General features: G+C 70.2%; 21 protein-coding genes. 2 read left to right on the forward strand and 19 right to left on the reverse strand.

What is annotated here, in order from left to right:
* Positions 1-377 precede the first annotated feature (377 nt).
* Positions 378-1,664, reverse strand: coding sequence for a UDP-N-acetylglucosamine 1-carboxyvinyltransferase (gene murA / locus LX12_RS20400; protein ID WP_253656452.1), 1,287 nt, complete (start codon positions 1,662-1,664; stop codon positions 378-380).
* Positions 1,665-1,719: 55 nt separating this feature from the next.
* Positions 1,720-2,199, reverse strand: coding sequence for an SRPBCC family protein (locus LX12_RS20405; RefSeq protein WP_253656453.1), 480 nt, complete (start codon positions 2,197-2,199; stop codon positions 1,720-1,722).
* A 90-nt stretch (positions 2,200-2,289) separates the two neighbouring features.
* Between LX12_RS20405 and LX12_RS20410 the strand changes: the two genes are divergently transcribed.
* On the forward strand, positions 2,290-2,907 hold the full coding sequence (locus LX12_RS20410; protein ID WP_253656454.1) for a cob(I)yrinic acid a,c-diamide adenosyltransferase: 618 nt from the start codon (positions 2,290-2,292) through the stop codon (positions 2,905-2,907).
* Here the strand turns inward: LX12_RS20410 and LX12_RS20415 are convergent.
* The 15 genes from LX12_RS20415 to rpmE form a co-directional block, all read right to left on the reverse strand.
* Complete coding sequence (locus LX12_RS20415; protein WP_253656455.1) at positions 2,884-3,327, reverse strand: DUF2550 domain-containing protein; 444 nt, start codon at positions 3,325-3,327, stop codon at positions 2,884-2,886. The two genes, LX12_RS20410 and LX12_RS20415, sit on opposite strands and share 24 nt — an antisense overlap.
* 162 nt (positions 3,328-3,489) lie before the next feature.
* On the reverse strand, positions 3,490-3,876 hold the full coding sequence (locus LX12_RS20420; RefSeq protein ID WP_253656456.1) for a F0F1 ATP synthase subunit epsilon: 387 nt from the start codon (positions 3,874-3,876) through the stop codon (positions 3,490-3,492).
* Between the two features lie 9 nt (positions 3,877-3,885).
* Positions 3,886-5,337, reverse strand: coding sequence for a F0F1 ATP synthase subunit beta (gene atpD / locus LX12_RS20425; RefSeq protein WP_253656457.1), 1,452 nt, complete (start codon positions 5,335-5,337; stop codon positions 3,886-3,888).
* 82 nt (positions 5,338-5,419) lie between these two features.
* Positions 5,420-6,346: a F0F1 ATP synthase subunit gamma gene (locus LX12_RS20430; RefSeq protein WP_253656458.1), complete on the reverse strand. Its 927-nt coding sequence runs from the start codon at positions 6,344-6,346 to the stop codon at positions 5,420-5,422.
* Between the two features lie 47 nt (positions 6,347-6,393).
* Complete coding sequence (atpA, locus tag LX12_RS20435) at positions 6,394-8,025, reverse strand: F0F1 ATP synthase subunit alpha (RefSeq protein WP_253656459.1); 1,632 nt, start codon at positions 8,023-8,025, stop codon at positions 6,394-6,396.
* A gap of 61 nt (positions 8,026-8,086) precedes the next feature.
* Positions 8,087-9,436, reverse strand: coding sequence for a F0F1 ATP synthase subunit B/delta (locus LX12_RS20440; RefSeq protein ID WP_253656460.1), 1,350 nt, complete (start codon positions 9,434-9,436; stop codon positions 8,087-8,089).
* A 4-nt stretch (positions 9,437-9,440) separates the two neighbouring features.
* The gene (locus tag LX12_RS20445; protein WP_253656461.1) at positions 9,441-9,974 is read right to left on the reverse strand and encodes a F0F1 ATP synthase subunit B; all 534 of its coding nucleotides are present in this window, start codon (positions 9,972-9,974) and stop codon (positions 9,441-9,443) included.
* A gap of 36 nt (positions 9,975-10,010) precedes the next feature.
* Complete coding sequence (locus tag LX12_RS20450; RefSeq protein ID WP_253649178.1) at positions 10,011-10,262, reverse strand: F0F1 ATP synthase subunit C; 252 nt, start codon at positions 10,260-10,262, stop codon at positions 10,011-10,013.
* Between the two features lie 95 nt (positions 10,263-10,357).
* Positions 10,358-11,128, reverse strand: a complete 771-nt coding sequence (gene atpB, locus LX12_RS20455) for a F0F1 ATP synthase subunit A (protein WP_253656462.1) — start codon at positions 11,126-11,128, stop codon at positions 10,358-10,360.
* The gene (locus tag LX12_RS20460) at positions 11,125-11,541 is read right to left on the reverse strand and encodes a hypothetical protein (protein WP_253656463.1); all 417 of its coding nucleotides are present in this window, start codon (positions 11,539-11,541) and stop codon (positions 11,125-11,127) included. The genes atpB and LX12_RS20460 overlap by 4 nt, the downstream gene beginning before the upstream one ends.
* A 244-nt stretch (positions 11,542-11,785) precedes the next feature.
* The gene (locus LX12_RS20465) at positions 11,786-12,976 is read right to left on the reverse strand and encodes a glycosyltransferase family 4 protein (RefSeq protein ID WP_253656464.1); all 1,191 of its coding nucleotides are present in this window, start codon (positions 12,974-12,976) and stop codon (positions 11,786-11,788) included.
* 65 nt (positions 12,977-13,041) lie between these two features.
* Entirely contained in the window at positions 13,042-13,695 is a 654-nt protein-coding gene (locus LX12_RS20470) for an L-threonylcarbamoyladenylate synthase (RefSeq protein ID WP_253656465.1), read from the reverse strand.
* An 8-nt stretch (positions 13,696-13,703) separates the two neighbouring features.
* Positions 13,704-14,585, reverse strand: a complete 882-nt coding sequence (locus LX12_RS20475; RefSeq protein WP_253656466.1) for a N5-glutamine methyltransferase family protein — start codon at positions 14,583-14,585, stop codon at positions 13,704-13,706.
* On the reverse strand, positions 14,585-15,658 hold the full coding sequence (prfA, locus tag LX12_RS20480; RefSeq protein ID WP_253656467.1) for a peptide chain release factor 1: 1,074 nt from the start codon (positions 15,656-15,658) through the stop codon (positions 14,585-14,587). The genes LX12_RS20475 and prfA overlap by 1 nt, the downstream gene beginning before the upstream one ends.
* A gap of 111 nt (positions 15,659-15,769) precedes the next feature.
* Positions 15,770-16,003 (reverse strand): 50S ribosomal protein L31, encoded by a 234-nt coding sequence (rpmE, locus tag LX12_RS20485; protein ID WP_253656468.1) that lies wholly within the window; start codon positions 16,001-16,003, stop codon positions 15,770-15,772.
* A 270-nt stretch (positions 16,004-16,273) separates the two neighbouring features.
* On the opposite strand from rpmE, the gene LX12_RS20490 reads away from it, so the two are divergent.
* Positions 16,274-16,960, forward strand: a complete 687-nt coding sequence (locus LX12_RS20490) for a thioredoxin-like domain-containing protein (RefSeq protein ID WP_253656469.1) — start codon at positions 16,274-16,276, stop codon at positions 16,958-16,960.
* A 17-nt stretch (positions 16,961-16,977) separates the two neighbouring features.
* Here the strand turns inward: LX12_RS20490 and rho are convergent, their stop codons facing one another.
* Positions 16,978-19,050, reverse strand: coding sequence for a transcription termination factor Rho (rho, locus tag LX12_RS20495; RefSeq protein WP_253656470.1), 2,073 nt, complete (start codon positions 19,048-19,050; stop codon positions 16,978-16,980).
* A 393-nt stretch (positions 19,051-19,443) separates the two neighbouring features.
* Positions 19,444-20,367 (reverse strand): homoserine kinase, encoded by a 924-nt coding sequence (gene thrB, locus LX12_RS20500; protein WP_253656471.1) that lies wholly within the window; start codon positions 20,365-20,367, stop codon positions 19,444-19,446.
* Positions 20,368-20,393 lie beyond the last annotated feature (26 nt).

Below are 20,393 nucleotides of genomic sequence, written 5' to 3' on the forward strand. Positions count from 1 at the left end.
AAAACCCACGGCATCCACTGACAAACACCGCAGGCAAACAAAAACTTCACCAACAATTGTCGACACACTATCGAGTTCTCAAAGAACACACACCCACGAACCGTTTGCCCTGGTAGGGCTCGTGATCGAGGACTGTAGTTCGGTCGCTGCCCCGTCTCCGGAGCAACTCTTCCAGCCTAGCAGAGTGATCGTGTCCGGTTCAAATCCGCTCTCGCGGGGCAGATCCGGGATCCTCGGCGCACCGTGGTCGGCCGAGCGAATCGGCCGATTGTGGTGACTGGATGTCTGCGCAGGCCCGGTTTCCGGCTTCCCGGTCTGACCGGGGCGGCGCCGTGGCGCGCTGACTCCGAAGAAACTACGCAGCGTTGCGCCCGTGGTCAAATCGCCTGGTCAGCGGCCCCGTCGGGGGTGTCGTCGACACGACGCACGTCAGCACCGAGCGCACACAGCTTCTCGATGAACTCCGGATAGCCGCGATCGATGTGGTGCACGTCGTGCACCTCGGTCACCCCGTCGGCCACCAGCCCGGCGAGCACCAGACCGGCGCCGGCACGGATGTCGCTGCACCACACGGGTGCGCTCGAGAGACGGTCGATCCCCCGCACCACCGCGTGATGGCCGTCGGTCCTGGCGTCCGCTCCGAGCCGGATCATCTCCTCGACGAACCGGAACCGCGCCTCGAAGACGTTCTCGGTGATCACCGACATCCCGTCGGCCACCGTCGCCAGGCCGATCGCCATCGGCTGCAGGTCGGTGGGGAACCCGGGGAACGGCAGGGTCGAGACGTTGACCGCGCGCGGCCTCCCCTCCTGCCGCACCCGGAACCCGTCGTCGAAGCGCTCCACCGACGCGCCGGCGTCGGTGAGCTTCTGCAACACGAGGTGCAGGTGCGCCGGGTCGATGCCGGTGACGCGGATGTCACCCCGGGTCATCGCGGCGGCCACCCCCCAGGTGGCGGCGACGATGCGGTCGCCGACGACGCGGTGGGTGGTGGGGTGGAGCCGGTCGACGCCGGTCACGGTGAGCGTCGACGTCCCCGCGCCCTCGATGTGCGCGCCCATCTGCCGCAGCATCACGCAGAGGTCGACGATCTCCGGTTCACGGGCGGCGTTGTCGATGGTGGTGGTCCCCTCGGCGAGCACGGCCGCCATGAGGATGTTCTCCGTCGCCCCCACGGAGGGGAACTCGAGCGCCACCGCCGCACCCACGAGCCGGTCGGCGCGAGCGACCACACACCCGTGCTCGATCGAGCTGTGCGCGCCGAGCGCCCGCAGCCCCGCCTGGTGCATGTCGAGCGGGCGCGATCCGATGGCGTCACCGCCGGGCAGCGCGACGACCGCCTGTCGACAGCGCGCCAGCAGCGGCCCGAGCACGCAGACGGACGCACGGAACTGCTTCACCGCGTCGAAGTCGGCGTGGAACTTGGGCTCGGCCGGGGTGTCGACGACGACGGTGTCGCCCTCGATCTCGACCGTGGTCCCCAGTCCCCGCAGGACGTCGGCCATCAGCGGCACGTCCGCGATCTGGGGGCAGTTGGTGATCGTGGTCCGGCCCTCGGCCAGGAGCGCGGCCGCCATCAGTTTGAGGACGCTGTTCTTGGCGCCGACCACAGCGACGTCGCCGACCAGTCGGGCCCCGCCGGTCACCAGGAAGCGATCGCTCACGCTTTCGAGCCTAACCAGGTGCGTCGCCGTCCCCGCCCCGGGCCACGGGATGCCCTCACCGTTCCCGTCCGGTGTCGGCGGTCGCCACGGCGTCCAACCGCTCCAGCCCGCGCTCGAAGTCACGCCCGACCAGTCGGTCCATCGGCACGATCCGGGAGACGAGCCCCGCGAGACCCGACGTCTCCCCCGTCATCGACCAGGTGGCCCGGGTCCCCGCCCCGTCGGCGGTGAGGTCGAAGCGCACGACGTTGTCGGCCGTCATCGGCCGGGTGAACGTCAGCCGGATGTCGACGCCGGCGGGGTCGACGCCCACGATCTCCATCGACCCCTCTCCGGCACGCCGGTTGCCCGACCACCGGTAACGGGCCCCGACACCGCTGTCGGCGCCGGAGTACTCACGCGTCATGGCGGGGTCGGCGTCCTCCCACGGTGACCACGCCGTCCACCGTCGGAAGTCGACGATCTCGGCGAGGATCTGCGCAGTCGGCGCGGCGATGGTGCGACTGCGCTCCACACGGAAGGGCCTCGGCGTCATGCCGGGAGGGTATCGCCCGCGGCGCGTGCCGCGGGCCGCTGCGCCGGCTCTCGTCGTGGCCTCGGGGCGGGCGTCCCCTACGGTTGGGCCATGGCAGTGCACCTGACCCGCATCTACACCCGTACGGGCGACGACGGGACGACGGGTCTCAGCGACTTCTCGCGGGTGCCCAAGACCGACCCCCGCGTCGTCGCCTACGCCGAGTGCGACGAGGCGAACGCGGCGATCGGCGTCGCGATCGCCCTCGGATCCCCCGACCAGCGGATGACCGAGATCCTCACGACGGTGCAGAACGATCTCTTCGACGCCGGCGCGGACCTCGCGACCCCGGTCGTGCCCGATCCGGAGTACCCGCCGCTGCGGGTGAAGCAGGAGTACATCGACGCGATCGAGCACTTGTGCGACGAGTACGGCGACCCGCTCCCCCCGCTCGACTCGTTCATCCTCCCCGGCGGCTCCCCGCTCGCGGCGCTCCTCCACACGGCCCGCACCGTGACGCGCCGGGCCGAACGCGCGGCGTGGACCGCGGTGCACGCGCACCCGGACACGACGTCGGTGCTGCCCGCGCGGTATCTCAACCGACTCTCCGACCTGCTGTTCATCCTCGCCCGCGCGGCCAACGGCGGCGACGACGTGCTGTGGCGCCCCGGCGGCGACCGCCAGCGCAACCCGCGGGACGAAGGGTCAGGCGGAACGCCGACGGCGTGACCGCTCGGACGGGCGCGACTCCACCCAGGACTGGAACGCGGTGACCGCACCCGGGGACATCGCGAGCTCGTAGCGGTTGCGGCCGGCGGAGATCTCGACGACCGTCATGTCCTCGATCACGTCGACCTCGGTCCCGTGCGGCGCCCGACGCCGTTCCACCTCGATGGCCTGACGCTCGATCACCCGGCTCGGTCCCGTGCGCAGGCTCGACAGGCGGTAGTAGACGAGGGCGTCGTCGTTGTAACGCACGATCCCGTGCCGCCACCCGCGGTCGTCCCCCGCGGGGAGTACCCGGAACAGCACCGCCGTCCCGCGACTGCGGAGCCGGGCGACGCGCAGTGCGACGCCCACCCCCAGGGCGACGAGGCCGGCGACGAGCACGACGAGGACGACGATCGCGAAGGTCGTCGTCCCACTCATCTGCGCCTCCTGGGCCCCTTGTCGGGGTGCCGGATACAGCGATCCCCGCAAACTCTGCAGTTTGCGGGGATCGTCACCGTGGTCTCGGTGTGCCGTCACCAGCCGGTGTGTGTCACCAGCTTGCCACGACCCCTCGGACCGTGGTCCGGGCCGTCGTGAACGTCACTTCTCTTTCTCGAGCTGCTCCACCGCGCGGACGCGGGACAGGGCCTGCTCGTACTCCTCGGACCCCTCCTCGGCCGACTCGAGCGTCTGACGCGCGGCGTCGCCGTCGATGTCGCGGGCCCACTCGGCCGACTCGGCCAGCACGGTGACCGCGTCCCCGGTCACGGACAGGAACCCGCCCTGCACCGCGGCGACCCGACGCTTGCCGTCGGTCTGCTCGATGAGGACGAAGCCCCCGGGGATGAGCTGACCGAGCAGCGGCTCGTGGTGGTTGAGGATGCCCAGCTCGCCCTCGGTGGTCTGGGCGATGACGAACGTCGCCTCTCCCGAGTAGAGCCGCTCCTCGACCGAGACGACCTCGACCGGAAAGCCTGTGTCAGCCATGGACTCGCGTCACTTCCCGGAGATCTTCTCGGCCGCGGCCTCGACGTCGTCGAGTCCACCGCAGCTGTTGAACGCCTGCTCCGGCAGGTGGTCGAACTCGCCCTTGCAGACGCGGTCGAACGCCTCGATCGTGTCCGAGAGCGGCACGACCGAGCCCTTCTGGCCGGTGAATTTCTCGGCGACGATGAAGTTCTGGCCGAGGAACTTCTGCAGACGACGGGCCCGCTGGACCGTGACCTTGTCCTCCTCGGACAGTTCGTCCATACCGAGGATCGCGATGATGTCCTGCAGCTCCTTGTACTTCTGCAGGATGCGCTTGACCTCGTTGGCGACACGGAAGTGCTCGTCACCGACGATCGACGCCTCGAGGATGCGCGAGGTCGACGTCAGCGGGTCGACGGCCGGGTAGATGCCCAGCTGCGAGATCGGACGCGAGAGCTCGGTGGTCGCGTCGAGGTGTGCGAACGTCGTCGCCGGCGCGGGGTCGGTGTAGTCGTCGGCGGGGACGTAGATCGCCTGCAGCGAGGTGATCGACTTGCCGCGCGTCGAGGTGATGCGCTCCTGCAGCTCACCCATCTCGTCGGCCAGCGTGGGCTGGTACCCGACGGCCGAGGGCATGCGACCCAGCAGGGTCGAGACCTCGGAACCGGCCTGGGTGAACCGGAAGATGTTGTCGATGAACAGCAGGACGTCCTGGCCCTGCTCGTCGCGGAAGTACTCGGCCATGGTCAGGGCCGACAGCGCGACGCGCATGCGCGTGCCCGGCGGCTCGTCCATCTGACCGAACACCAGGGCGGTGTCCTGGAGGACGCCCATCTCCTCCATCTCGAGGTGGAGGTCGGTGCCCTCACGGGTGCGCTCGCCGACGCCGGCGAACACCGAGGTGCCGGAGAACTCGCGCGCGATACGCGTGATCATCTCCTGGATGAGGACGGTCTTGCCGACACCGGCACCACCGAACAGACCGATCTTGCCGCCCTTGACGTACGGGGTCAGCAGGTCGATGACCTTGATGCCGGTCTCGAGGATCTCGGTCTTGCCCTCGAGCTGGTCGAAGGCCGGCGGCTTGCGGTGGATGCTCCACTGCTCACCGTCGCGACCGGTGCCGGGCGCGTCGAGGCAGTCACCGAGGGCGTTGAAGACGTGGCCCTTGACCACGTCACCGACGGGGACGGTGATCGACTTGCCCGAGTCGACGACCTCCGCACCGCGGACCAGGCCGTCGGTGGGCTGCATCGAGATGGTGCGGACGAGGTTGTCGCCCAGGTGCTGGGCGACCTCGAGGGTCAGCGTCTTGGCGACGGCCTCGAGGCTCACCTCGGCGTGCAGGGCGTTGAACAGGTCGGGGACGGCGCCGCGCGGGAACTCGACGTCGACGACCGGACCGATGACTCGGACGACGCGGCCGGCCGCGTCGCGCGACCCCGACGTGCTCGGGGCCTCGGTTGTTGCAGTGCTCATGGTGGTCACTTCCTGGCCTCGCGGCCGCTGGATCTCGTGGTTCTCATCGCGGCGGGGTCGGCTGCCCCACCGTCGTGCTCGCTCAGTTCGCCAGTGCGCTCGCCCCGCCGACGATCTCGCTGATCTCCTGCGTGATCTGTGCCTGACGCAGCTGGTTGGCCTGTCGGGACAGGTCGGTCACCAGTTCGTCGGCGTTGTCGGTCGCGGCCTTCATGGCGGTGCGTCGTGCCGCCGACTCCGAGGCGGCGGCCTCGAGCAGGGCGGCGTACACGCGGGTGGCGACGTACTTCGGCAGCAGGGCCGACAGCAGCGTCTCGGCTCCGGGCTCGAACGTGTAGTTCCGCTCGGGGCTCTCGGCGATCTCCTCCTCGTCGGACTCGGAGACCACCATCGGCGCGATGCGACGGACCTCGGGCACCTGGCTGAGCATCGACGCGAACCGGGTGTAGACGATGTGGATCTCGTCGACGCCCTCGAGCGACGGCGTCTCGTCCTCGCCCTCGACCTCGGTGCCGGCGCCCGCCACGAACAGCTCGACGAGCCGGTCGGTGGCGGTCTTCGCGTCGGAGTACCGGGGCTGCTGGGAGAACCCGGTCCAGGCACCCGCCACCGCGATGTCGCGGAAGGTGAAGTACCCCAGGCCCTTCTTGCCCATCACGAAGATGATGGGTTCCTTGCCCTCGTCGCGCAGGAGCGAGAGAAGCTCACGCGTCTCCCGCAGAACGTTCGAGTTGTAGCCACCGCACTGACCGCTGTCGCTGGTCACGACCAGCACCGCGGCCCGCTTGGGCTCCGGACGCTCGTTGAGGAGCGGGTGGTCGAGCGTGCCCGACCGACTCGCCAGCTCGGTGAGGACCGACGTCATCTCCTCGGCGTAGGGCTTGGACGCGTTCACCCGCGCCTGCGCCTTGGTGATGCGCGACGTCGCGATGAGCTCCTGCGCCTTGGTGATCTTGCGGGTCGACTGCACCGAACGGATGCGCGAGCGCAGCTCACGGATGCTGGCCATCTCTCACACTCCCCTGCGGTCTCGTCGGTCTGTACACACGGTCATCGTCAGGACTTCCGCAGCTTGATCTCTTCGTTGGTCACGTCGTCGGCGTCCATCGACTCGGCGTCGTCCTCGTTCACGACGCGCGAGCCGTCGCTGGCCTGGAAGCCCTGCTTGAACTTGTTGACCTCGTCGACGAGGGCCTCGGCCTGGTCGTCGGCCAGCGCCTTGCCACCGGCGATCGAGTCGTAGACGCCCTGCGCGCTGTGGTGCAGGTGGGTCAGCAGCTCACCGACGAAGCGCTTGATGTCCTCGACGGGCACCGAGTCGAAGTGGCCCTCACCGCAGAGGTAGATCGAGACGATCTGGTCCTCGACCGGCACCGGGCTGAACTGGTCCTGCTTGAGCAGCTCGACCCAGCGGGCACCGCGCTCGAGCTGCGCCTTCGACGCGTCGTCGAGGTCGGAGGCGAAGGCCGAGAACGCCTCCAGCTCGCGGAACTGGGCGAGCTCCAGACGCAGCGAGCCGGAGACCTTCTTGAGGCCCTTGGTCTGCGCGGCACCACCGACGCGCGACACCGAGGTGCCGACGTTGATGGCGGGACGGACACCCTTGTTGAACAGGTCCGACTCGAGGAACACCTGACCGTCGGTGATCGAGATGACGTTGGTCGGGATGAACGCCGAGATGTCGTTGGCCTTGGTCTCGATGATCGGCAGACCGGTCATCGACCCGCCACCGAGCTCGTCGGACAGCTTCGCGCACCGCTCCAGCAGACGGGAGTGCAGGTAGAAGACGTCGCCGGGGTAGGCCTCGCGGCCCGGCGGACGACGCAGCAGCAGCGAGATGGCGCGGTAGGCCTCGGCCTGCTTGGTCAGGTCGTCGAAGACCACCAGGACGTGCTTGCCCTGGTACATCCAGTGCTGACCGATGGCCGAGCCGGTGTAGGGCGCGAGCCACTTGAAGCCCGCCGAGTCCGACGCGGGCGCCGCGACGATGGTCGTGTACTCCAGCGCGCCGGCGTCCTCGAGCGCCTGCTTCACGCCGGCGATCGTCGAGCCCTTCTGGCCGATGGCGACGTAGATGCAGCGGACCTGCTTGCTCTCGTCGCCGGACTCCCAGTTCGCCTTCTGGTTCAGGATCGCGTCGATGCAGACCGCGGTCTTGCCGGTCTTGCGGTCGCCGATGATGAGCTGACGCTGACCGCGACCGATCGCGGTCATGGCGTCGATGGCGGTGATGCCGGTGGCCAGCGACTCCTCGACGGGCTGGCGCTCGAGCACCGAGGCCGCCTGGAGCTCGAGGACGCGCTGCTCGTCGGACTCGATGTCGCCCTGACCGTCGATCGGCTGGCCGAGCGGGTTCACGACGCGGCCGAGGAAGCCGTCGCCGACGGGCACCGACAGCACCTCGCCGGTCCGGCTGACCTGCTGGCCCTCCTCGATGTGCTCGTACTCGCCGAGGATGACCGCACCGATCTCGTCCTCGTCGAGGTTCAGCGCGACGCCGAGGACGCCACCCGGGAACTCCAGGAGCTCGTTGGCCATCGCGCCGGGCAGGCCACTGACGTGGGCGATGCCGTCGGAGGTGTCGGTGACGACACCGACCTCCTCACGCGAGGCCTCGGCCGTGAACGACGAGACGTACTGCTCGATTGCACCCTTGATCTCGTCGGATGAGATCGTCAACTCCGCCATGGGTATCAGTCTTCCTTGCGTTGGGGTAGGTCGGTGAGGTGAGTGGCGTGACCGGGTCCGATCACGAGGGCAGCTCGTCCGCGGCGCGGGCCAGCTTCGTGGCGACGTCGGCGTCGATGACCTCGTCGCCGATCGCGACCCGGAGGCCACCGAGCAGGTCGGGGTCGACCTCGACCTGCGTCGAGATCTCGCGCCCGTAGATCCGCCCGAGCACCTGCGCGATGCGCTCGCGCTGGCTGTCGGAGGGCTCGATCGCGGCGATGACGTGCGCGACGGTCTCCCCGCGGCGCGCGGCGGCGAGCTCGGCGAGGTCGGAGACAGCTGATGCGGCCGCCTGGCCGCGGAGGAGCCGGACGGTCTGCTCGACGAGGGCCTTTGTGGTGGGGTCGACCTTGCCGCCGATCACCGAGTCGAGCAGGCCGAGGCGGCCGTCGACCGGTGCGTTCTGGTCGGACAGCAGCGCCGAGAGGCGCGGCTGCGCGACGAGCAGGCGGCCGAGCCGGAACAGTTCGTCCTCCACGTCGTCGATCGTCGACGCGCGGTCGGCCACGACGAGCAGCGCGAACCGGGCGAGCCGCTCGATCGCCTGGGTCAGGTCGGACGTCTGCGACCAGCGGCCGACGGCCGCGGTGTGCAGCAGCGACCTGGTCTCGTCACGCACCGAACCGAACACCGCGTCGACGAGGCGCTTCTTGGCCTCGGCGTCGTCCGACGGCTCGCCGAGGTGCTTGCGCAGGACGTGCTCACGGGTGAGGACGGCGACGACGTCGGCGAGCTCGTCGGCGAGTGCGCGCAGGCCCTCCTCGTCGAGATCGCCGGTCAGACGGTCGAACTCGTCGGTGAGGTCGCGGACGACCTCGCGACTCGCGGCGCGCATCGAGTGCAGGCCGACGAGATCGGACGGGGCGGACACCCGCGAACGGTCGTCGTCGGAGCCGACCATGGTCTCGAGCTCGTCGATGACGCGGTCGATGGACTCCTGCCGGGCGGTCTCGTCCTGGAGGTGCTCACGCACCGCCGAGCCGGCGAGCTCGATCGACGCCAGACCCAGGTCGGAGCGCAGTCCGCGGATCAGGTTGGCCCGGTTCAGCTCGACCTGGGCCGTGCCGTGCTCACGGATGCGGGCCACCTCGGCGTCGGCCTGGGCGGCCAGCTCCTCGGAGATGGCCTGCGCGTCCGCGCGGGCCTCCTCGCGGATCTGGCTCGCGGTGGCACGTGCCTCCTCGACCGCGTTGGCGTGCGCGTCGCGCGCCTCCTGCAGCCGCTTCTTGGCCTTCTCGCTCTCCGCGATCTGCTCGGCGACGGCGTCTTGCTGCGACTTCATCGCCTTCGCGACGGGCGGGCGGATGTACCGCACGACCACCGCGACGATGACGACGAAGCCGATCAGGTTGACGATCACGATGGACACGAGCTCAGCTCCCCGTCCCGCTCGGCTGCCGCGTCTCGGAGGACGCGGACGTGGATGCACTGGTGAACTTGTCGGCGAGGCGGCTGTCGGAGGTCACGTCGAACCCGAGCACACGGCTGGCGAGGTCGGCGGACAGCCGACCCACGTCCTCCCGTGCCGCGGCGGCGGCCTTCTCGCCGTCGCCCCGCAGCTTGTCGGTCGCCTCGGCGACCGCCCCGTCGGCCTCTGCGGTCGCCCGCTGACGCATCTGGTCGAGGGTCTCGCGACCCTTCGCCCGTGCCTCGTCACGGATACCGGTGGCCTCGCCGCGGGCGGACTTCATCGCCTCGCGGTACTCCCGCTCGGCGGCCTCGAACTCCTCGGTCGCCGTCCGGTTGTCGTGTCCGGTCCGGGCGACCTGCTCGTCCCGCTCGTCGAGCACCTTCTTGATCGGCGGCACGACGAACTTGCCGATGACGAGCAGCACGATCCCGAAGATGACCAGCACGACGAAGAACGTGCCGTTGGGGATGAGGAAGTTTCCTGCGGCGAGAGCCATGGTGTCAGTACCCGATTCCTCCAGGGGTTGCCTGGGTCAGGACGCCGAGATCGGCGTGGCGAACACGAAGAGGGCCATGAACGCCAGGTTGATGAAGTACGCGGCCTCGACCAGACCGACGGTGATGAAGAACGGGGTGAACAGCCGGCTCTGCGCCTCGGGCTGACGGGCGATACCGGCGATCAGCTGTGCACCGGCGAGACCGTCACCGATGCCGGCACCGATGGCGCCGCCGCCCAGGATGAGGCCGCCGCCGATCAGTGCGCCCAGACCGATCTGTGGGTCCATGATTCGTTCCTTTCGGTGAACCGGCAACGGTTGCCGGGTCGTGGTGGGGGTGACGGCGGTGCCGTCACCGTTTTCAGGCCGGGATCACCCGGAGGTCAGTGCGCGTCCTCGGACTCCATGGACTGGCTGAAGTAGAGGATCGTCAGGAGGGCGAAGATGAACGCCTGGATCAGGCCGACGAAGAGGTCGAACAGCTTCCAGATCGCGTTCGGCGCCCAGGCGATGTAGGCCGGGAACAGCGTGATCAGCGCGATCATGATGCCGCCGGCGAAGATGTTGCCGAAGAGTCGCAGGGACAACGAGACCGGCTTGGCGATCTCCTCGATGATGTTGATCGGCGCGAGGAAGACGACGTGGCCCTTGACCAGCTTCTTGGGGTAGCCCAGGAAGCCACGGCGCTTCACGCCGGCCGCGTGGTACCAGACGAAGACGACCACGGCGAGCGCGTAGACGAAGTTGACGTCCGACGCCGGCGGCTTCAGCCATTCCGAGGCGGTGCCCTCCGACGTCCCGTACTGGGCCGGGATCACCGACAGCCAGTTCGAGATGAGGATGAAGGTGAAGAGCCCGACCGCGAGCGGCAGCACGAACGGCGCGACACGCATGCCGATCGCGCTCTCGATCTGCGAGCGCATCTGGTTCACGACGGTCTCGAAGAACAGCTGGACGCCGTTCGGGACGCCGGCGGTGACCTTCGCACGGAGGTAGAAGGCCAGGCCCAGCAGGATGATCGCGGCGACACCCGTGCCGATGATCGTGTCGAGGTTGAACTCGAGTCCCCCGATCGAGAACGGGATGTGGTGCCCGACCTCGATCTTGGAGTCGCCCCCGGATTCCTCGGCGGCCAACGTGTAGACGGCGCTCATGACTGCTTGCGGAGTCCTCTCATGACGGGGATCACCGTGGAGAGAACCACGATGACCTGGCCGAGGGCGAGGCCGAACATGACCCCGAGGCCCTCGGGCCGGAACACGAACGCGATGGCCAGGGCCGCGACCGTGATGACGGCCAGGCGGACGGCGGTGTTGAGGACGACGGGCTTCTTGCGGCCGGTGTCGCCCTCCGTGGCGGCGGACACGCTGAACTGCACCATCTTCGAGTTGGCCAAGATCAGTGCGACACCCGCGGTGAAGAAGACGCCGAAGAGGATGTGGCCGAGCACGCCGGACACCACGAGGGCGACCACGGCGGCGGCACCCACGATGAGGGCGGGGCGCTTCAGCGACAGCGGGATGGCGGGATAGAACTGGTCCGACGAGCTGGGGGTCGACGTCGTCATCGGCCTCTCCTCGGGTCGGAGTACCGGGCTCGTCGTCGAGCACGGCATGGGCTGTCGGTGGGGGCGGCGTCCATCGAGCGTGCGATCCGCGGGTAAAGCGGTCGTAAGCTCGCCGGTCAGGATGACCCTACCAACGCGTTCATAACCGGTCCTCCGTGGGGTCTCGGTCACACCGGGTGACTATTCCTCGCACGTCAGGAGGGCTACTACGACGGATAGTACTACACCTGGTGGTACGCCTGGTTCACGGCGTTCGGGCGCCGGGACGCCGCATGCGTGCGACGACGGCGCGGCGCCGGAGTCGGGGCACGACCGTCGCCACCAACGCCACCACGAGTCCCCCGGCGAGGGCCGGGATCACCACCGACACGGAGAAGACGGTGCTCGCCGCGACGCTGAACGCCAGCACCGCGACCCACAGGTAGATGACCAGCACGACGCGACGCTGGGAGTGTCCGAGTTCGAGCAGTCGGTGGTGCAGGTGCATCTTGTCCGGTGTGTAGAAACCCACGCCCGCGCGGGTCCGGCGGATCACCGCCAGCAGCATGTCGAGCATCGGGATGAACATGACCGCGGCCACCAGGATCAGCGGCGAGAGCAGTGAGAACAGGTCCGCCGGACCGTAGGCGGTGACCGCGATGCGACCCGACGCGCTGGTCGACGCGGTGGCCAGCATCAGCCCGATGAGCATCGAGCCCGAGTCGCCCATGAAGATGCGCGCCGGCTGGAAGTTGTGCGGCAGGAACCCCAGGCAGGCGCCCGCGAGCGCGACGGAGATGAGGGCGGGCGGGTAGTAGCTGACGTCGCCCCCCTGGTCGCGGAGGAGGCCGAGCGAGAACAGCAGGATGGCCAGTGCCGCGATGAAGGCGAGGCCCGCGGCCAGTCCGTCGAGGCCGTCGACGAAGTTGATCGCGTTGATGGTCGCCACCGTCAGCGCGATGGTGACCAGTCCCGACTGCAGAGGGTCGAGGACGACGGTGTCGATGCCGCCGAACGGCACCGGGATGACCGTCCAGCTCACGCCCATCAGGACCAGGACACCGGCCGCGGTGAGCTGGCCGACGAACTTCGTCAGCGCGTCCAGGCCCCAGCGGTCGTCGATGATGCCGACGACCACGATGACCAGCGCGGCGACCACCACCGCGTCCATGTCGTCGGTGTAGGCGAACCCCCGTGTCAGGGCGGGGAGCTGCTGGGCGATGAGGATGGCCGCGAGCACGCCGAGCAGCATCCCGACACCCCCGAGGCGGGGGGTCGGGACGGCGTGCACGTCGCGGGCCCGGGGCACCGCGACGGCCCCGGTGCGGGTGGCGACGACACGGACCGCGCCGGTCGCCAGGTAGGTGATCAACGCCGCGCTCATGCCGACGAGGGCCAACTCGCGCAACGGCACACCCGCACCGTTGTTCGAGAGGGTCGTCGCGGCGAGGAGCACCCGTCGAATCTACTGGTGTCCCCCACCGGCGTCCCCGCCCGCGGCGGCGCGTCGCGCGGTCCGCGTCAGTCGAGCAGGGTGGCCGTCTCGACCCCGAGCACCTCGGCGATCTGCTCGGGCGGGACCGCGCCCGAGCGCAGGATCGCCGGTGTGGGACCGGACAGGTCGACGATGGTCGACGGCGTCGCGTGGTCGGCCGGTCCCCCGTCGAGGTAGACGGCGACGTCGTCACCGAGCTGGGCGCGCGCCTCGTCGGCGGTGGTCGCGGGCGGGTTGCCGGAGCGGTTCGCGCTCGACACGGCCATCGGCCCCACCTCGCGGAGCAGCTCGATGGCCACCGGGTGCAGGGGCATGCGGACCATGACCGTGCCGCTGGTGTCGCCGAGGTCCCACGCCAGCGACGGCGCCTGCTCCACGACGATGCTCAGCCCGCCGGGCCAGAAAGCGCGGACGAGCTCGCGCATCCGCGGCGTGACCGAGAGGACGAGGCCATCGATGGTGTCCCACGACCCGACGAGAACGGGGACCGGCATGTCACGGCCCCGGTTCTTCGTCGCGAGCAGGGACGCGACGGCGTCGGAGTCGAACGCGTCGCAGCCCAGCCCGTAGAGCGTGTCCGTGGGGAGGACGACGAGACGTCCGGACTTCACCGCGCCCACCGCGGCGCGGATCCCGGCGGCGCGCGAATCGACCTGGTTGCAATCGAACACGGTGCTCACGTGGGTCATCATCCCACGGCCGTGGAGGTGTCCGACCGTCGGCGCGCGCTGACGAACCGGGGTCGGCCCGTGAGGTCACGGTGCGCGACGACCCCGTCGAACGCGTCGGTGGCGTCCAGCGCCGCGGCGACGCGGTCGGCGGTGGTGTCGTCGTGTTCGATCGCGCACCGCCCACCGGGCACGAGGACCGCGGCGATCGCCGCGACCATCGGCGTGATGACGCTCATCCCGTCCCGCCCGCCGAACACGGCGACGTCGGGGTCGTGGGCGACCTCGGGCGTCACGTCGGCGGTGGACGGGACGTAGGGCGGGTTGCTCACGACGACGTCGATCGGGCCGTCGGCGGGATGCCGCCAGTCGAGGGTGGTGGCGTCGCCGGCACGCACCTCGACCCGTCGTCGCCACGGCTCCGGCGCGTCGGTCACGTTGCGCCGCAACCAGATCAGGGCGTCGGCATCCTTCTCGACGGCGACCACGGTCGCGTCGGTGAGCGCGGCGACGCCCAGCGCGAGGGCGCCGCTGCCGCTGCACAGGTCGACGACGCGCGGCGCGGGACCGGCCCGCGCGCATGCACCGACCGCCCACTCGAGCAGCAGTTCGGTCTCCGGCCGCGGCACGAAGACCCCGGGGCCGACCGCCAGCGTCACCGGACCGAACGCCGCGTCCCCCAGGATGTGCTGCAGTGGTTCACGATCCGCGCGGCGACCGACGAGGGCGGTGAGCTCCGCGTGCTCCGCATCGGTCAGGGAGTCCACCACGACGAGTCGACCGCGATCGACACGCAGCACGTGGGCGACGAGGAGTTCGGCGTCGACACGGGGTGAGGCCACGCCCACCGCCGCGAGTCGAGCCGTGGCGGCGGCGATCACGTCGCGGACCCGGGCGGTCATCAGGCCTGCAGGCGCGCCTGGCGGTCGGCGGCGACGAGGGCGTCGAGCAGGGCGTCGAGATCGCCGTCGAGGACGGCGTCGAGGTTGTGGGCCTTGAACCCGACGCGGTGGTCGGTGATGCGGTTCTCGGGGAAGTTGTAGGTGCGGATGCGTTCCGACCGGTCGACGGTGCGGATCTGCGCCGCGCGCCCCTGCGCCGCCTGGGCATCCGCCTCGTCCTCGGCCGCAGCCTGCAGGCGCGCGGCGAGCACCTGCAGCGCCCGGGCCTTGTTCTGCAGCTGCGAGCGCTCGTTCTGGCAGGTGACGACGATCCCGGTGGGCAGGTGGGTGATCCGCACGGCCGAGTCGGTGGTGTTCACACCCTGGCCGCCCTTGCCGGAGCTGCGGTAGACGTCGATGCGCAGGTCGGAATCGTCGATCGTGACGGCCTCGACCTCGTCGGGCTCGGGATAGGCCAGGACGCCGGCCGCCGAGGTGTGGATCCTGCCCTGCGACTCGGTCACCGGCACGCGCTGGACCCGGTGCACGCCGCCCTCGAACTTCATCCGTCCCCAGACACCGTCGGGCGACGCGGCCTTCGCCTTGATGGACAGCGTGGCGTCCTTGTACCCGCCCAGATCCGACTCCGTGACGCCGAGAAGCGTTGCGGCCCAACCACGCCGTTCGCAGTACCGGAGGTACATGCGGGCGAGGTCGGCGGCGAACAACGCCGACTCCTCCCCTCCCTCACCGGATTTGATCTCCAGCACGACGTCGTCGCCGTCGTGGGGGTCACGGGGTGCGAGGAGGTCGGCCAGGGCGACGTCGAGATCGGCCACCGTCGCCTCGAGCTCGGTGACCTCGTCGGCGAAGGACGGGTCGTCCGCCGCGAGTTCCCGTGCGGCGGACAGGTCCTCGCGAGCGGCGACGAGCCGGTCGTGCGTGGCCTTCACCTGGGCCAGCTCGGCGAACCTCTTGCCCACCCGTCGCGCTGCGGCTGGGTCGTCGTGCAGGGACGGGTCCGCCATCTGCGACTCGAGACCCGCGTACTCGGCGAGGACGTCGTCGACGGCAGACGGCTGTGTCGTGCTCACGGCGACCTCCTCGGGGTCGTGGGACGGGGGCCGACCGGACGCGGTCGGCGAGGGTGCAGACGCACCGACGCCCGCCCTGCGCGATGCGCGGGACGGGCGTCGGTAAATGAGCTACTTGGCGGCGTCGGCGCCCTTCGGCGTGCGCTTGCCGTAGCGCTTCTCGAAGCGCGCGACACGGCCGCCGGTGTCGAGGATCTTCTGCTTGCCCGTGTAGAACGGGTGGCACTGCGAGCAGACCTCGACCGTGATCTGGCCGCTGTCCCGCGTGCTCCGCGTCTGGAAGGTGTTGCCGCAGCCGCACACCACGGTGGTGTCGACGTACTGCGGGTGAATGCCCTGCTTCATCTGGTGTCCCTTTCGTGGTCGCCGGGTCACCGCTGCCCCTGTGGGACACCGCGGTGTGAACCGGAACCGGACGGTGATGATGTGCATCGAGGTGGTGCACAACCTTGCCGAGTATGCCAGACCCGTGACCTGCGTCGAAATCGACGCCCGGCGGGCCGTGATGCTCGGACATGGGTGTCAACCAGCGGAGACGTCCCGACATTCCCGGCGTCTCTACCCTCGCGGGGAGACGGCGGAGCACGCCGGCGGGACGGCGAGAGGGGTGTCGGGATGCGACGTCGGACTCTGGTGGTGGCGATCGTCGCGGCGCTGGTGGTGACGGCCGGGGTGGTCGTCATCACCGTCGCGCTGACCGGTCGGTCGTCGCCGCGCGCGCAGAGCTGGGTCCCGACCGCCGACGACCCGGACCCGGCGATGCGCATCCCCGGTGTCGTCCGGGCGTTCTACCGCGGTGGACACGTCGGGCCCGGAAAGCGCGTCGCGTACCGCTACAGCCCACCCGTCGGAGGCCGACACGACGCTGTCTGGGCCGCCTGCACCGGGGTCGTCTACCCGCGCGCGCTGCGGGACGAGAACGCGGTGCACTCCCTCGAGCACGGAGCGGTGTGGATCACCTACGCCCCGTCCCTCGACGCGGCGTCGGTGACCGCGCTCGCCCGGCGCGTCACCGGCGTCGACCACATGCTGATGTCGCCCTACCCCGGGCTCGACCGACCGATCTCGGTGCAGGCGTGGGGACACCAGTTGCGCCTCGACCGCGCCGACGATCCCCGGCTCGACCACTTCGTCACCGCGACCCGCCTGAACACCCAGAAGGGCGTGTACCCGGAGGACCCGACGGCGTTCGCGTCCCCGGAGCCCACCGGCACCTGCGCGAGCACGGGTGTGTTCGACGTCGACGACCCGCCGCGGGCGGACGTCGGCCCGCCGCCGACGTCGGCCATCCCCGACGCCTGACGGTCACCGCTCGAGAGTCAGTCCTCGGTGAGCTGACCCGGTGCGTTCTTCTGCACCTGCATGAGGAACTCGATGTTCGTCTTCGACTTCCGCAGCTGCGAGATGAGCAGGTCGATGGCGGCCTGGGAGTCCAGACCGGACAGCAGCCGCCGCAGCTTGTGGACGATGGCGAATTCGTCGGCCGACATCATCAGCTCGTCCTTGCGCGTGCTGGACAGGTTGACGTCGACGGCCGGGAACACGCGTCGCTCGGAGATCTTGCGGTCGAGCTTGAGCTCGGCGTTGCCGGTGCCCTTGAACTCCTCGAAGATCACCGTGTCGCCGGTGGAGCCGGTCTCCACCAGCGCCGAGGCGATGATCGTCAGCGAGCCGCCGTTCTCGATGTTGCGCGCCGCACCGAGGAACCGCTTCGGCGGGTAGAGCGCCGTCGAGTCGACACCGCCGGACAGGATCCGGCCCGACGCCGGCGACGCGTTGTTGTATGCGCGGCCGAGGCGGGTGATCGAGTCGAGCAGCACCACGACGTCCTTGCCGGACTCCACGACGCGCTTCGCGCGCTCGATCGCGAGTTCGGCCACCGACGTGTGGTCCGACGGCGGGCGGTCGAAGGTGGAGGCGATGACCTCGCCCTTCACCGAGCGGGTCATGTCGGTGACCTCCTCGGGACGCTCGTCGACGAGGACGACCATGAGGTGACACTCGGGGTTGTTGATGGAGATCGCGTTCGCGATGTCCTGCAGGATCGTCGTCTTGCCCGCCTTGGGCGGCGACACGATCAGCGCACGCTGTCCCTTGCCGATCGGCATGATCAGGTCGATGACGCGGGTCGAGAGACGCTCGGGCGTGGTCTCGAGTCGGAGACGCTCGTTCGGGTACAGCGGCGTCAGCTTCCCGAACTCCGGACGCTTGCGCGCGGCCTCGACGTCGCCGCCGTTGACCGTGTCCAGCCGCACCAGCGGGTTGAACTTCTGGCGCTGGTTGTTCTGCTCACCGTCGCGGGGCAGCTTCACCGCACCGGTGATGGCGTCGCCGCGGCGCAGCCCGTTCTTGCGGACGAGGTTCATCGACACGTAGACGTCGTTCGGCCCGGCGAGGTACCCCGAGGTCCGGACGAACGCGTAGTTGTCGAGGACGTCGAGGATGCCGGCGACGGGCTGCAACACGTCGTCGTCGCTGATCTGAGGCTCGGCGTCGTTCCCGCCCTCGCGGTCACGTCCACGACGCCGCTCACGGAACCGACGACCCCGCCGGCCGCGGCCGCCGCCCTCGCCGTCGTCCTCCTGGCGGTCGTTGCCGCCGCCGCGGGGGCCGTTCTGGCCGCCCCGGCCCTGGTTGCCGTCGCCGCGGTCGGAGCGGTTCCCGTCAGCACGATTGCCGTCACCACGGTTGCCGTCGCCACGGTTCCCGTCACCGCGGTTGTTGTCGCCACGGCCCTGGTTGTCGCGGTTGCCGCCGTCCCGGTTGTTCTCACCGCGGCCACCGTCCCGGTTGTTCTCGCGGTTCTCGCCGCGGTTGCCGTCCCGGTTGTTCTCGCGGTTCTCACCGCGGCTGCCGTCACCACGCTCGCGGGTGCGCTGGTTGTCGCCACCCTGGTCCCGGCTCTGGTCACCGCGCTGCTCGCCCCGGCGCTGCCCGCGCTCACGGGTGCGCTGCGGACGGTCCTCGCCGTCGCCTCGAGCCGACTCGCGGGTGTCGTCGTCACGGGTGTCGCCGGCCGACCCACTGTCCTTCTGCGACGCACCGTCGCGCTCCCTGACAGGGCGGTCGCCGTCCCGGCCCCGGGACTCGTCGCCGGCCGGTGTCGACGCGGCGGGCGCATCGGCGGTGGTCGGCGCGGTGCGCGACCCGCCGTTCCCGTTGGTCGGGGCCGCCGACGACCCGGTCGACTGGCGGGCCGCGATGGCGGCCACGAGGTCGCCCTTGCGCATGCCCGAGGTGCCGCGGATGCCCAGTTCACCGGCGAGTTGTCGCAGCTCGGTGAGCACCATCGCGTTGAGTCCGGTCCCGCGGGAGCGACCGCCGCGGGCGGGCGCGTCGGCGGCCGGGGCCGCCTCGGGAGCCGGGGTCGAGATCAGGTCCGTATCGGTCACGGATGTCCTTTCGTTCCCCACCGTGAGAAGAACGGTGGGGGTTTCGCATACCCGCCGTGGATGCCGGCGGTTCCCGCACCCGTCAGATCGACATGGCCGGAAGTCTGTGTGGTCCGCACCGGGTCGGCGGGACGTCACGCGGCGGGTGCACACGTGGTTCGTGTGCGGTCGTCGTGGACCGGCATGCCCGGGGCGGTGGTGTCTCACGCGCACTGCTCGAACGATCTGCGGCCGATCCCGACGACGTGACGGCCCGTGGTGCACCCGTCACCGATCTACTCGGGATCTCGAGGAGATGGGCGCGGCAGGACGATCGCATGTCCGCTGCGAGACGACCACATGGTATCCACCATGCCGTCCTGCGGCAACACCCACCCGTCCGGCGCGTCGGCGTCAGGTGATGGAGACTCCCCCGGCGACACGCAGCGGTCGGACGTCGAACCCCAGCCCGCTCGCGAACGCGACGCTCTCGTCCGGGATGCGACGGTCGTGCAGCGCCAGCACCGACGGACCGGCACCGGAGACGAAGGCCGCGATCCCGCGGGTCCGCAGCTCGGCGACGATGCCGGTGGTGTCGGGCAGGACGGGCGCCCGGTAGTGCTGGTGCAGCCGGTCGGCCGTCGCCGCCAGCAGGCAGGACGGGTCGGCCGTGAGCGCGACCACGGCCAGGGCGCTCCGACTGAGGTTGTGCACGGCGTCGAGCCGCGGCACGGCGTCCGGGAGGAGACCCCGGGTGAGCGCCGTCGACGACTCGTGCTGCGGCACGAAGGCCGTGACCGAGATCGACGGGTGCACCACGAGCGGTCGGGCGTGATAGGCGGGCGCGCCGTCGACCTCCTCGGTCCACGACACGATCGCCGAACCCAGCACGCTGGCCGCGGCGTTGTCGGGGTGACCCTCGAACTCGCCCGCCAACTGGATCAGCTGGTCGGCCGAGAAACCTTGTCGCACACCACTCTTCGCCATGAGACCCGACGCCGCGGCCAGGCCGGACACGACCGCCGCGGCCGAGGACCCCAGTCCCCGCGAGTGCGGGATGGCGTTGCGGCACACGATGTCGAGGCCCGGGGCCTGTACGCCGCCGGCCTCGAGTCCGCGCAGCAGCGCGCGCACGACGAGGTGGGTGTCGTCCAGCGGGACCGACCCGGCGCCCTCCCCGTCGACGGCCACGCGCACACCCGACGGTGTGACGCGGACGCGCAGGTCGTCGTAGACGTCGAGGGCGATGCCGAGCGAGTCGAACCCGGACCCCAGGTTGGCCGACGACGCGGGCACCCGGACGTCGGTGACGACGCCGTCGGGCAGGACGGGGAACATCAGACCCGTCCGCGGGGGGCGCCGGA

It is taken from the genome of Williamsia serinedens (assembly GCF_024171725.1).
Taxonomy (GTDB): domain Bacteria; phylum Actinomycetota; class Actinomycetes; order Mycobacteriales; family Mycobacteriaceae; genus Williamsia_A; species Williamsia_A serinedens.

Excerpts from the sequence above, each read along its gene's own strand:
- LX12_RS20405 (WP_253656453.1), bottom strand. The coding sequence starts at position 2,199 with ATGACGCCGAGGCCCTTCCGTGTGGAGCGCAGTCGCACCATCGCCGCG.
- LX12_RS20410 (WP_253656454.1), top strand. The coding sequence starts at position 2,290 with ATGGCAGTGCACCTGACCCGCATCTACACCCGTACGGGCGACGACGGG.
- LX12_RS20415 (WP_253656455.1), bottom strand. The coding sequence starts at position 3,327 with ATGAGTGGGACGACGACCTTCGCGATCGTCGTCCTCGTCGTGCTCGTC.
- LX12_RS20420 (WP_253656456.1), bottom strand. The coding sequence starts at position 3,876 with ATGGCTGACACAGGCTTTCCGGTCGAGGTCGTCTCGGTCGAGGAGCGG.
- atpD (WP_253656457.1), bottom strand. The coding sequence starts at position 5,337 with ATGAGCACTGCAACAACCGAGGCCCCGAGCACGTCGGGGTCGCGCGAC.
- LX12_RS20430 (WP_253656458.1), bottom strand. The coding sequence starts at position 6,346 with ATGGCCAGCATCCGTGAGCTGCGCTCGCGCATCCGTTCGGTGCAGTCG.
- atpA (WP_253656459.1), bottom strand. The coding sequence starts at position 8,025 with ATGGCGGAGTTGACGATCTCATCCGACGAGATCAAGGGTGCAATCGAG.
- LX12_RS20445 (WP_253656461.1), bottom strand. The coding sequence starts at position 9,974 with ATGGCTCTCGCCGCAGGAAACTTCCTCATCCCCAACGGCACGTTCTTC.
- LX12_RS20450 (WP_253649178.1), bottom strand. The coding sequence starts at position 10,262 with ATGGACCCACAGATCGGTCTGGGCGCACTGATCGGCGGCGGCCTCATC.
- atpB (WP_253656462.1), bottom strand. The coding sequence starts at position 11,128 with ATGAGCGCCGTCTACACGTTGGCCGCCGAGGAATCCGGGGGCGACTCC.
- LX12_RS20460 (WP_253656463.1), bottom strand. The coding sequence starts at position 11,541 with ATGACGACGTCGACCCCCAGCTCGTCGGACCAGTTCTATCCCGCCATC.
- LX12_RS20475 (WP_253656466.1), bottom strand. The coding sequence starts at position 14,585 with ATGACCGCCCGGGTCCGCGACGTGATCGCCGCCGCCACGGCTCGACTC.
- rpmE (WP_253656468.1), bottom strand. The coding sequence starts at position 16,003 with ATGAAGCAGGGCATTCACCCGCAGTACGTCGACACCACCGTGGTGTGC.
- LX12_RS20490 (WP_253656469.1), top strand. The coding sequence starts at position 16,274 with ATGCGACGTCGGACTCTGGTGGTGGCGATCGTCGCGGCGCTGGTGGTG.
- thrB (WP_253656471.1), bottom strand. The coding sequence starts at position 20,367 with ATGTTCCCCGTCCTGCCCGACGGCGTCGTCACCGACGTCCGGGTGCCC.